General features: G+C 56.4%; 13 protein-coding genes. 11 read left to right on the top strand and 2 right to left on the bottom strand.

Annotated features, from left to right (window positions below; all coding sequences use genetic code 11):
• Positions 1-162: 162 nt before the first annotated feature.
• Positions 163-909 (bottom strand): PIG-L deacetylase family protein, encoded by a 747-nt coding sequence (locus tag ETC00_RS05850; RefSeq protein WP_171565012.1) that lies wholly within the window; start codon positions 907-909, stop codon positions 163-165.
• A gap of 301 nt (positions 910-1,210) precedes the next feature.
• Between ETC00_RS05850 and ETC00_RS05845 the strand changes: the two genes are divergently transcribed.
• Positions 1,211-2,503 carry a Glu/Leu/Phe/Val family dehydrogenase gene (locus ETC00_RS05845; protein ID WP_171565011.1) on the top strand — a complete coding sequence of 431 codons (1,293 nt, stop codon included), beginning with the start codon at positions 1,211-1,213 and terminating at the stop codon, positions 2,501-2,503.
• Between the two features lie 108 nt (positions 2,504-2,611).
• Here ETC00_RS05845 and ETC00_RS05840 read toward each other — a convergent pair whose 3' ends face one another.
• On the bottom strand, positions 2,612-3,580 hold the full coding sequence (locus tag ETC00_RS05840) for an asparaginase (RefSeq protein ID WP_171565010.1): 969 nt from the start codon (positions 3,578-3,580) through the stop codon (positions 2,612-2,614).
• Between the two features lie 86 nt (positions 3,581-3,666).
• Here ETC00_RS05840 and prsW point away from each other — a divergent pair, with 86 nt between their 5' ends.
• The 10 genes from prsW to ETC00_RS05790 all read left to right on the top strand — a co-directional run bounded on the left by prsW (position 3,667) and on the right by ETC00_RS05790 (position 11,917).
• A complete protein-coding gene (prsW, locus tag ETC00_RS05835) occupies positions 3,667-4,341 on the top strand; it encodes a glutamic-type intramembrane protease PrsW (protein WP_171565009.1) in 675 nt (224 codons plus the stop codon).
• Positions 4,342-4,362: 21 nt separating this feature from the next.
• Entirely contained in the window at positions 4,363-4,524 is a 162-nt protein-coding gene (locus ETC00_RS05830; protein WP_171565008.1) for a hypothetical protein, read from the top strand.
• A 398-nt stretch (positions 4,525-4,922) separates the two neighbouring features.
• Positions 4,923-6,287 (top strand): germination protein YpeB, encoded by a 1,365-nt coding sequence (gene ypeB / locus ETC00_RS05825; RefSeq protein ID WP_171565007.1) that lies wholly within the window; start codon positions 4,923-4,925, stop codon positions 6,285-6,287.
• Positions 6,288-6,405: 118 nt separating this feature from the next.
• On the top strand, positions 6,406-7,089 hold the full coding sequence (locus ETC00_RS05820; protein WP_171565006.1) for a flagellar brake protein: 684 nt from the start codon (positions 6,406-6,408) through the stop codon (positions 7,087-7,089).
• 26 nt (positions 7,090-7,115) lie between these two features.
• Entirely contained in the window at positions 7,116-7,298 is a 183-nt protein-coding gene (locus ETC00_RS05815; RefSeq protein ID WP_171565005.1) for a hypothetical protein, read from the top strand.
• A gap of 145 nt (positions 7,299-7,443) precedes the next feature.
• Positions 7,444-8,115 carry a (d)CMP kinase gene (gene cmk, locus ETC00_RS05810; protein WP_171565004.1) on the top strand — a complete coding sequence of 224 codons (672 nt, stop codon included), beginning with the start codon at positions 7,444-7,446 and terminating at the stop codon, positions 8,113-8,115.
• Positions 8,112-8,708 carry a lysophospholipid acyltransferase family protein gene (locus tag ETC00_RS05805; RefSeq protein WP_171565003.1) on the top strand — a complete coding sequence of 199 codons (597 nt, stop codon included), beginning with the start codon at positions 8,112-8,114 and terminating at the stop codon, positions 8,706-8,708. Before cmk ends, ETC00_RS05805 begins: the two co-directional genes overlap by 4 nt.
• Before the next feature lie 156 nt (positions 8,709-8,864).
• Entirely contained in the window at positions 8,865-10,037 is a 1,173-nt protein-coding gene (gene rpsA, locus ETC00_RS05800) for a 30S ribosomal protein S1 (protein ID WP_171565002.1), read from the top strand.
• 113 nt (positions 10,038-10,150) lie between these two features.
• Positions 10,151-11,215 carry a type 2 isopentenyl-diphosphate Delta-isomerase gene (gene fni, locus ETC00_RS05795; RefSeq protein ID WP_171565001.1) on the top strand — a complete coding sequence of 355 codons (1,065 nt, stop codon included), beginning with the start codon at positions 10,151-10,153 and terminating at the stop codon, positions 11,213-11,215.
• Positions 11,216-11,281: 66 nt separating this feature from the next.
• Positions 11,282-11,917 (top strand): YphA family membrane protein, encoded by a 636-nt coding sequence (locus tag ETC00_RS05790; protein WP_171565000.1) that lies wholly within the window; start codon positions 11,282-11,284, stop codon positions 11,915-11,917.

Raw genomic sequence — 11,917 nt, 5'->3', positions numbered from 1 at the left:
ATCTGATAACGACCTTCGGCCTGTTGCTTGTTCAGCATGCTTCCACCTCTACAAAGTGTTGAATGTCATGTTTATTCGACAAAAAAGCGTGTAGACCTTGTACCTTTGGTACTTTGTCTACACGCTGCAGCACCTAGCGGTTGCTAGGTGCTTTTGCTGTTCTTACAGCCCGGCGAACAGGTCGCTCTCCTTGCCTTCGCGATCGGGCACGTACCCCTTGAGGTTGTGCCAGACGAGCATGAACTGATTCACGGTGCGGACGTTGTCGAGGCGGCCGGCCAGCACCCCCGGGAAAACACGCTCCACGGACATGTGCTGTGTCCGGTGAGCCGCCAGCGCCCGGGCCACCTGCAGGGCGTACTCCGGCGCGCGGATTTCCGTCGTGATCGCTTCGTAGGGATCCGTGCAGGGAGGCACAAACATCCCGGCGGGTTCGCCCGCCGCGTACGTCACGTGATACAGCTTGCGCACCGGAGAGCCGGGAGGAAGCTGTTTGACGGCCTGCGTCGTCGCTGCGGATATGGCCTGATGGTCCGGATGGCCGGAGATGCCATGCGGAGCGAAGGTGACCACGACCTGAGGCTGACAGGAGGCGATGACGGCCTGGATGCGACTGATCAATTCGTCTTCGGGCACGGAGGAGAGCCGTTTGTCAGTGTAGTCGAGGAAAAGCAGGTTGTCGATGCCCAGGATGGTTGCCGCCTCACGCAGTTCCCGCTCCCGGAAGCTCGGCAGTTCGGCTTGTGTGCACAGCGGCGGATCTCCCGCCTTGCCAGCCTCTCCGCGAGTGGCGCACACCAGGGAAATGGTCGTGTCCGGTTGCTGTGCGTACTTGCAAATCGTCACTCCAGACGTGAACGTTTCATCATCTGGATGGGCAAACACAAACAGGATATGTTTTGGTTCCATTACAACCCCTCCGTCTTGCAACATGCTGCTCTGCCGTTTATTATCGCACAACCCGGACGATTTGACATGCGCGGGTGTAAGTCGGGGCAATATAATCTTCTATCGTTTCGGGCACGCTAACAGTACTGCCCTGCGTGTGAAGCGCCTCGTTCCGGAACGATTTCATGACGCGCCCGGGACAGAACAAACACCTGCAATCTCTTTTTCGGAGACAAATGGGAATTTTCATCTTCTCATCCCTGATACAAGCGTGTATACTTAACGGTGGGTCTACCGACAACTATTTTGAGGTGAATATGTAATGGGTAATCAAGAAACGGTAACCGAAAACACCCGAGGGAAAGAACAAAAGGAAGAGAAAGCGAACTTGCTTGAATCTACCCAGACGGTGATCAAGGAAGCACTGGAGAAACTAGGTTACCAGGAATCGATGTATGAACTCCTGAAGGAGCCGCTGCGCGTGCTGACTGTACGCATCCCTGTCCGCATGGATAACGGGGAGGTAAAGGTGTTTACAGGCTATCGCGCCCAGCACAACGACGCAGTTGGACCGACCAAGGGGGGCATTCGTTTCCACCCGGATGTTACAGAGGAAGAAGTTAAAGCGCTTTCTATTTGGATGAGTTTGAAAGCGGGCATCGTCGACCTGCCATACGGCGGCGGGAAAGGCGGAATTATCTGCGATCCTCGTGAAATGTCTTTCCGCGAGCTTGAGCGTCTCAGCCGCGGTTACGTACGTGCGGTCAGCCAAATCGTGGGACCGACGAAAGATATTCCAGCACCAGACGTCTTCACCAACTCTCAAATCATGGCCTGGATGATGGACGAGTACAGCCGCATCCGCGAGTTCGACTCGCCGGGATTCATTACGGGCAAGCCGATCGCGCTGGGCGGTTCGCACGGACGCGAAACAGCGACGGCCAAAGGTGTAACCATCTGCATCCGTGAAGCAGCCAAACGTCGTAACATCGACCTGAAAGGCGCTCGCGTCGTCGTGCAGGGCTTCGGCAACGCCGGCAGCTACCTGTCCAAGTTCATGCACGATGCAGGGGCGAAAGTAATCGGCATCTCCGACGCTTACGGCGCCCTGTACGATCCGAACGGATTGGACATCGATTACCTGTTGGACCGCCGCGACTCGTTCGGCACGGTTACCAAGTTGTTTACCGATACGATTACAAATAAAGAACTGCTTGAGCTGGATTGCGACATTCTCGTTCCGGCGGCGATCGAAAACCAGATCACTGCTGCCAACGCTCACAACATCAAGGCGAAAATCGTGGTGGAGGCAGCCAACGGCCCGACCACGCTCGAAGCGACCAAAATTCTCACCGAACGCGGCATCCTGCTGGTACCTGACGTGCTGGCAAGCGCCGGCGGTGTAACCGTTTCCTACTTCGAATGGGTTCAAAACAACCAGGGTTACTACTGGACCGAAGAAGAAGTTCAGGAGAAATTGGAAAAAGTAATGGTGAAAGCGTTTGAGAACGTGTACACGCTGGCTCAAACGCGCCGTGTTGACATGCGTCTGGCTGCCTACATGGTGGGCGTGCGCAAGATGGCCGAAGCCTCCCGCTTCCGCGGTTGGGTGTAAGAGAATCGGTCAAACGCAAGTGCGAAAAACAAAACCTCCTTGGTTCGTCCAAGGAGGTTTTTGTTTTGAGTGAGGGTGTGAGTGCTGACCGCCTGCAGAAGTCAGCACTTACTGCTCGAACAAGCGCTGCAGTTCGCCAAAGTCGCGGGTCTGCTGCAGCACCACCATCAGCTTGATGCGTGCTTTCTGGCCGTTCAGGCCGTTGGAAAAGACGATGCCCAGCTCTTTCAGCTTGCGGCCGCCTCCCTCGTAGTCGTACACGTCTTGTACCTGGCCATTGTAACAGCGGGAAACCAGGACGATTGGCACTCCCTTGTCCAGGAGCTTACCCAGCACTGGCACGACAGCAGGGGGCAGGTTGCCCAGGCCGAACGCCTCCACCACCAGGCCGTCCACCTGCTGCGTGAAGAGAAAATCCAGCCAGTTTGGGTCCATTCCGGCGACCGCTTTTATCAGCGGCACGTTGGCGTTGGCATGTTCGATCGCATAGTGCTCGCGAACCAGGGGAGCATGGTGGTAGTTGACGCTTTTTTTGGAAATGGTGCCAATCGGGCCGTACGCCGGCGACTGGAACGTGGCCACGTTGCTGGTATGCGTTTTGGTCACGTGGCGGGCAGCGTGGATTTCGTCGTTAAACACGACCAGAACACCCTTGTCGCGGCTTTGCGGATCAGCTGCCACACGTACAGAGGAAATCAGGTTGACCGGGCCGTCTGCGCCCAATTCGTTGCTGCTTCGCATGGCGCCGGTCAGCACGACGGGCACCGTCACCGGCAGGGTGATGTCGAGGAAGTAGGCCGTTTCTTCCAACGTGTCAGTGCCGTGCGTCACGACTACGCCGTCGTAGCCGTGCTGGTCCAGTTCCTGTTGGATAAAGAGACGCAGGTCGTTCATTACGGCAGGAGTGATGTGGGGGCTTGGCAGATTCAAAAAGTTGACCATCGTTACATCCGCATACCGCTGCAAAAAGGGCAGATTTTTTACCACAGCCTGATCGTCCAGCGGTTTGACACCCTCGGATGCGTCGACAGACATGGCGATGGTACCGCCTGTATTGATCACCAGAATTTTTTTCATGTGCCGTCTCTCCTGTAGCGGGGTTTCAATCAAGACGTATTCATGGTACGATGAGTGATAGTCTTGTGTAAAGGAGCAATACGCAGATGATTGCTGTCATCGGAGCGGCGATTGCCCCCGGTATTGCCATTCTAAGCTATTTTTACCTGCGCGACAATCTTCAGCCGGAGCCCATCTCGATGGTCATCCGGACATTTATTTTTGGCGTTTTGCTCGTCTTTCCGGTGATGGTGCTGCAGTACATCATGCAGACCGAGTGGAACTGGCGGAGCGAATTCGTCGCCGACGTGGTACAGTCCGCGGTGGTGGAAGAGTTTTTCAAATGGATGGTCGTTTATTTTACCGCATACAAGCATGTGGAGTTCGATGAGCCGTACGATGGCATTGTGTACGCGGTGGCGGTCTCACTGGGTTTTGCTACGCTGGAAAACTTGTTCTATCTGCTCATCAACGGGCTGGATATCGCGTTTTGGCGTGCGTTGTTGCCTGTGTCGAGCCATGCGCTCTTTGCCGTCTGGATGGGGTATTATCTCGGCCGGGCGAAATTTTCCGGCACGGCGCGAAAAGAGGCCGGATACCTGTGGATCTCGGTGGGGCTGCCGATCAGCCTGCACGCGGTCTACAACGCCATATTTCTTGCAACCCAACACTGGCTTGTGCTCATCGTGCCGTTCATGGCCGTCCTCTGGTGGCAGGGGCTGAAAAAAGTGCAGCGCGCGCACGATTTTGGTTCTAAAACGCTTACCTCCCGTCCACACTAGGACGTAAGGAGGAGGGTCATCGTGCCAAAAAGCCAACGAGCAAAAGTGACGATACGCTGCAACGTATGTGGAGAAACTTTCACCCTTCGCGGCCGCAGGGAACCCGGCGGCGGTGTGGACACCGGCTTCAAGCAGTGTCTGTGCGACAACGACAAGCATTTCAGCATTCAGGAAGAACCCTGAATCCCCTGCGTGCGGCAGCAGCCAGGGGCGAACATATGGAATGGCGGCGGGGGAAAGCCCTGCCGCAAGCAGCGGGACCGGCAAGCGCCGGTTCTTTTTTTGTCGGTAACACGCTTCGCCCTTTCCATACGCATATGCATAATCCGCTCTCGCTCCACCAACACTATGCAAAGATTTCATTACGTGCCAAGGGGGATGTAAACCGTGCGAACCAAGCTGACTGCCATAAGGCCTGTAACGGCGGCCAGGGGCGGTTTTCCTTGGAAGGCCGGCGGGACTGAAGCGGACAGCGCCCCGGCAGCAAAGGAAGCAACGGGCCCCAGGATAAACGGTTCGACTGGCACAGTGATGACCGCCAGCAATGCGGCTGGAATTGGTGAAGGGAGGATTGGATAAAAATGGGATACGGAACGGTTGCGCGCGTCCTCTTTCCCGTCACCTTGATTGCGCTTGTCGGTGTCGGGGTGTGGGGCTATCAGGAGCACAACGAAAAAAACTCCATTTTGATCAAGGCGGAAAACCAGTATCAGCGCGCCTTTCACGATTTGAACTACCACATCGACAACTTGCATGACGAATTGGGTAAATCGCTGGTTATCAACACGCGCAGGCAGATGACCCCCTGCCTCACCAATGTCTGGCGGCTTGCCAACGAGGCCCGGTCGGAGGTCGGTCAACTGCCGCTGACCTTGATGCCGTTCAACAACACGGAAGAGTTTTTGTCCCGCGTCGCTGACTTTTCATACCGGGTAGCGGTGCGCGATCTGGACAAGGAGCCGCTGACAGCAAAGGAGTACCAGACGCTGAAAGAGCTGCACAAACACTCCAAAAACATCCAGAACCAGTTGCGCAACGTGCAGGCCAACGTGTTTGCCAAACAACTGCGCTGGATGGACGTGGAGACGGCGTTGGCCTCGGACGACAAAAAATCGGACAACACGATTATTGACGGGTTCCGCACGATTGAAAAAAACATGTCGAAAAACCCCGAGATCGACTGGGGCGTCGGCATTCGGAGCCTGGAAACAAAAAAACTGAAGCGGATCAAAGGTATCGATGGCAAACCGATTGACAAGGAAGAGGCGAAGCGGATCGCGCTGGCATTCACAGGATTGAATCCCGCGGAAGCGACGGTTGAAGTGGACGATAACGGCAAGGCCGAAGGGTACACCGCCTACAGCGTCCGGATAACCTCCAAGAAAGCGGGCGCCCCGATCAACCTGGATGTGACCAAACGGAGCGGAAAAGTTGTCTGGATGATGAATGAACGGGAAGTCGGCGAAGAACGCATCAGTCTGGACGAAGCGGAGGAAAGCGCGCGCAAGTTTTTGCGGGATCACGGGTTCGGCAACATGGTGGTGTCGGAAAGCGACACCTATGACAGAATCGGCATCTTTACATTCGTGCCGGAGCAAAACGGGGTGCGCCTCAACCCCGATGCCGTCACGGTCAAAACGGCGCTGGACAACGGCTCCGTCATCGCATTCAATGCGGCCGAATACCTGTTCAATCACAAGCCGCGCAAGCTGCCCGCGCCGCGCGTGACCAAGGAACAGGCAAGAGCCAGGGTGAATCCCGCCGTCAATGTGAAAAGTCAGCGTTTGGCCTTGATCGAGAGCAAGGACGACGGCCGGGACGTGCTGTGCTGGGAAATCACCGGGACGTATGAGGACAGCACCTACACGGTTTACATCAACGCCTTAACCGGAGATGAGGAAGACATCATCAAAATGGACACCGGTGCAGAGGAAGAGGCGGGATAAATCCTCTGCCCCATCGAAATAGGGAAAGACGGGGGATGTCCGGCTTTCCCTATTTGCCGTTTCCAAAGAAAACAGGTTATAATAAACAGGTGAGGAGAAAAGGGGGAACATTCCGTACATGAAGCTGCCACGAATTGGACAAACACTCCGACTGAGCCTTGTCCACGCTTCCGAAGAGCGAAACGGCCAGACGTTCAAGACCCGGGTCGCCGATCTGACGGAGGAACACATCGTCATCGAGCTTCCAATCAGTGAGGCAACGGGCAGAACAGGCCCCTTTCCTGCAGGGACCGAATGCAACGTGTGGTACATAGGCGATGACGGTTCCCGCTATGAGTTCCGCACTGTCATCAACGGCAGGCAAAGCGAAAACATTCCCGTCCTGTTGATCAGGAAGCCGGAAAAAACCGCGGTGAAACGAACACAGCGGCGCAGTTACCTGCGCATCAACACGGCGGTGGAAATTGCCGTCAAAACGACAGACCCTGTTCGGCGCTATCATTTCCTTACGCGGACGATTAATCTGAGCGGGGGCGGCATCTCGTTTACGTGCGAAGCATCCTATCGGCTGCAGGTAAAAGATCGTCTGCAGGTGTGGATGGCACTGCCCGGAAAAAACGGACAAGTACAGCACGCTTATGGCGTGGTGGAAATCGTCCGCTGCAATCCCGCAGAGGAAAAGGGTCTGCATCAGTGGATCTCCGGAAAGTTTGTGCAGATCAGCGAAGCGGACCGGGCGAAAATTGTCCGCGCCTGTTACGAACGGCAGCTTGATTGGCGGAAAAAAGGTGTACTCGATTGATGGCAACGAGAGAAGGATGATCCCCGATGGCCAACGACTTCGACTCGCGTTATTGCCGATTCTCGCGGCGCGTGGAAAAGGGAATCATGGCGCTGATCGTCATCAGCGTTATCATGCTGGCGTGCGGGGAATTGCTGATCGAGTTCGAACCGGTTCGCGCCTTTTTCGTGGAGACCCATTGGCTGGAGGGGGTGCCCGGACGCCCCTAAAGGTTTGCGCGTGCTTCCATACTATGGTACTATTAAAGATAACATAGAGTGGCGACGACGCGAATGGGGCTTCGACAGAAGCTTTTCTTGTTTCTATTTTTCTACATTTCTTCCAGGACTTTCATACATAGCAGGTGAGAACAAAATGAACATTGCAATCGACGGTCCGGCCGGGGCGGGGAAAAGCACCGTTGCTCAACAGGTGGCAAAACGGCTGGCGTACTTGTATATCGACACGGGCTCGATGTACAGGGCGCTGGCGTGGGCAGTGCTGAACAACCGCATTCCGATCGACGACGAAGCAGCGGTATCCGAACTGCTGCGGTCAAGCGACATCCGGCTCGAACGGGAACGCGACAGCCAGCGCGTATTCTGGAACGGGCAGGACATCACCGACCAGATCCGCACGCCCGAAGTGAGCCAATACGCGTCCATCGTCGCCAGCTACCCGTCCGTACGTGAGCAGATGCTGGTGCTGCAGCGTCAAATGGCAGCAGGCGGCAACGTCGTCATGGACGGGAGGGACATCGGCACCCACGTGCTGCCGGATGCCGATGTAAAAATTTTCCTGACTGCTTCTACCCGGGAACGTGCCGAGCGGCGGTTGAAAGAACTGCTGGCGAAGGGGCTCCAAACCGATCTGGCTACGCTGGAAGCGGAGATCGCCGAACGGGACAAGCGGGATATGGAGCGGGAAGCGGCTCCCCTGCGCCAGGCGGCGGACGCTGTGCTGGTGGACACGACAGGGATGACGATCGAACAGGTCGTGGAGCAAATCTTGAAAATTTGCGAACGGTCGGGTGAGTCGATACAGTGAGGACGTATCGTTTTTTTCACAGCCTGTTCCGCGCCTTATTTTCCATCATCTTTCGTTGGCAAGTAATCGGCGCTGAACATATACCTAAGAGAGGCCCTGTTATTCTCTGTGCCAATCACATCTCGCTGTGGGACCCGCCCCTTTTGGGTGCGGGAATTGACCGACCGGTGCACTTTATGGCAAAAGAGGAGCTGTTCCGCATACCGATCCTCTCCTACTTCATCACCAAGTTTGGCGCTTTTCCCGTCAAGCGGGGGGCTGGCGACCGCGCTGCCATCCGCACCGCCCTCAAGCTGCTGGAAGATGGAAAAATCTTTGGAATTTTTCCGGAAGGGACCCGCAGCAAAACGGGGAAACTGGGACCGGGCATGCCAGGAGCGGCCATGTTTGCCCTGAAATCGGAGGCCGTGGTCATACCGGTGGCGATTATCGGCAACTACAAATGGTTCCGCCCGATCAAAATCGTGTACGGCCCGCCCATCGACCTGTCCGCGCAGCGTGCAGCAAAACCGGGGTCCGATACCCTCAAGGAGACTACCGACCTGATCATGGCTCATATTCAGTCACTGCTCGATCAGCACCGTTCATCGTGAGTCGGTATAGAAATAACAAAGGGTAGAATACTAAATCTGCTGGAACTTCTTGGCTTGTCAACTAACTGCTAGCCTACCGGCGGTAGTTAAAAATATACTGCTCCCGCTTCTTTTTAGACAGCATGGGACTGGATGGTATTTAAGGAGGTTTTATTCATGATGGAAGAAAGCAACGTAAGCCTGACGGATGCAACAACCATTTCCGTAGGGGATGTAGTGAAGGCTACCGTCACCAAGGTGGAAGACAAACAGGCTTTGGTAGACGTAGGCTACAAATACGACGGCCTGATTCCGATCAGCGAGCTCTCTCCGCTGCACGTGGAGAAGGTATCCGACGTGGTTTCGGTTGGCGACACCTTTGACGTAAAGGTGCTGAAGCTGAACGACGAGAAAGAAGAACTGGTCGTATCCAAGAAAGCCGTCGCCATGGAAGCAGCGTGGGCGGACCTGGAGAAAAAGATGGAATCCGGAGAAATCATTGAAGCCGAAATCAAGGAAGTTGTGAAAGGCGGTCTCGTCGTAGACGTAGGCGTGCGTGGCTTCATTCCGGCCTCCATGGTGGAACGCCACTTCGTGGAAGACTTTTCTGATTACAAAGGGAAGACGCTGCGGCTGAAAGTGGTGGAGATGGACAAGGAAAAGAACAAAGTGATCCTGTCTCACAAAGCGGTGCTGGAAGAAGAAGCAAAACAGCAAAAACAAGCCGTACTGGAACGCCTGCAGCCGGGTCAGGTGCTGGAGGGAACCGTACAGCGCATGACTGATTTCGGCGTGTTCGTCGACATCGGCGGTGTAGACGGTCTGGTGCACGTGTCCGAACTGGCTTGGCACCGCGTGGAAAAACCGTCCGACGTCGTCAAGGAAGGCGACAAGGTGCAGGTAAAAGTGCTGAAAGTTGACAAGGAAAACGAGCGAATCAGCCTGAGCATCAAGGAGACACAGCCTGGTCCCTGGGCAACGGTGGGCGAACAGTTCAAGAGGGGAGATATTGTGACCGGCACCGTAAAACGCCTCGTCTCCTTCGGCGCTTTTGTGGAAATCGCTCCGGGCATCGAGGGACTGGTGCACATCTCGCAAATCGCCAACCGCCGCGTCGCAACGCCGGGTGAAGTGCTGAAGGAAGGCCAAGAGGTGCAGGTGAAAGTGCTGGATGTCGTTCCCTCCGAGCAGCGCGTCAGCCTCAGCATTCGCGCCGTCGAAGAAGAGCGCGCCGAGCAGGCGGAGCGTGCCAGCAAGCGGGAACAACAGCAGTTCCAGCAGGAAAACAACCAGCCGCTGGGCGTTACGCTGGGCGAACTGTTTGGCGATCTGAAAGAAAAATTGAAGTAAATACCGAGGGGATACGCGCAGGCGTATCCCTTTTTTATAGGTCTATATAGATCCATTCCGCCGTGGGCATTGCCCATGACGGACGAGGAGGGCTAGTGATACGGGAGGCGGACATGGAGCGATCGAAGCGAAAAGTGGAGCATATCGAGTACGCATTGGCGACGGCGGAAGCCCACAGAAACGCCTGGGACGACCTGTCGTTTGTGCCAAATAGTTTACCGAATATATCTTATGGTAACACGAAAGTGGAAGCGGATATCCCTCCGTTTCGTCTCTCGTCCCCTTTCCTGATCAATGCGATGACTGGGGGAGCGGCTGCCGTCACCGAGATCAACCGGTTGCTGGCGATCGTCGCCCGGGAAAAGGGACTGGCGATGGCCGTAGGCTCGCAAATGGCGGCGCTGCGCGATCCGGCCGTGGTGGAGAGCTATGCGGTGGTGCGTCGGGAAAATCCGGACGGCATCGTGTTTGCCAATCTGGGGGCGGAAGCGACGGTGGAAGAGGCTCAGCGTGCGGTGGAGATGATTCGCGCCGACGGTCTGCAGATTCATCTCAACGTCATGCAGGAACTATTGATGCCGGAAGGAGACCGCGATTTTACCGGCTATCTGGAACGGATTCGCGCGATTCGCGAGGCGCTCGGGGTGCCGGTGATTGTCAAGGAAGTGGGGTTTGGCATGTCCCGCCGCACGATCGAGCAGCTGGCCTCCGCCGGTGTCTCGATCATCGACGTGGGCGGCAGGGGCGGCACCAATTTTGCCAAAGTGGAAAATCAGCGCCATTCTGCGCCGCTGACCATGTTTGAAAGTTGGGGGCTGTCTGCGCCGGAGAGCCTGCTGGAAGCGGATAACTGCCGCCTGGATGGGGTCCGTCTGATCGCAACAGGCGGGATTCGGCACGGGCTGGATGCGGCCAAGGCGCTGGCGTTGGGAGCTTCCGCCGTGGGCGTGGCGGGTGCCCTGTTGCACCTGGTGACGAACGTGCCGCTGGAGGCGTGCCTTGCCGCTGTCGATGCCTGGCATCATCAACTGCGGGTGGCGATGACGGCGCTGGGTGTGTCGGAGCTGATTGAATTGCAGCGGGTGCCGGTATTGATCACGGGCGTGACGGCGGAGCGGGCGCGGCTGCGCGGCTGCAAACCGGAGCGTTATGCCCGCCGGGACGAGGAACCGTTTTGATTGGCTCATGAAAGATCGCCAGATGAGGCATACTTTGGAAGACATCCGCAACGTGAGGAGATGGACATGAACGAGGGAACGCTTGCGATCCTCATCCAGTGGTGTTTTCTCTGTCTCGTCTGGATGGGCAGTTTCGACCGGCCGCTGAAGCGTTGGGGCGTGTCGCGCGCGGGCACCCTGGCTGTGCTCGCCGCGTTTCTCGCATGCTCGTTTGTCAGCTGGCAGATCACGTTTCTGCCCGTGCAGGTCAGCCTCAGCGGAGCGATTCTGCCTCTTCTTTGCGGCGGTTGGTTGTACGGACGGTTGGCCAAAGAGAAACGACGCCTCTATTTGCTGGCTGGTGCCGCTGCAGGCTTGGCACTGTTCTGGTTGCGCTGGCTCTTTTTTACCGACCCGGTTCTGCAGGTGTGGGACGAAGCGGTCCTCCTGCCAACAGCGGCGGTGCTGGCCGTGTTTGCCATCGCTCGCCGCGGACTGGCCCGCCTCTATTTGCTCGCCGTCTCCCTTCCCGGTGCCGATGTGCTGTATGCACTGTATGTGTGGAAGCTGTCGGGAACCTGTGAGATCGGCGGCGGCTATGCGCAAGATCTGTTGTGGAGCGCTGTCTCGCTTTGGAGTCTGACCGGATCGACACTGGCAGCCGTCAGACGACTGTTTGGATACCGGGAGACAGAAACGTCCCATTCCGATACGCACAGGTGA

Origin of the sequence: Brevibacillus sp. MCWH (assembly GCF_013096935.1) — a bacterium.
Taxonomy (GTDB): Bacteria; Bacillota; Bacilli; order Brevibacillales; family Brevibacillaceae; genus Brevibacillus; species Brevibacillus aydinogluensis.
This window is presented reverse-complemented; position numbering and strand designations above follow the sequence as displayed.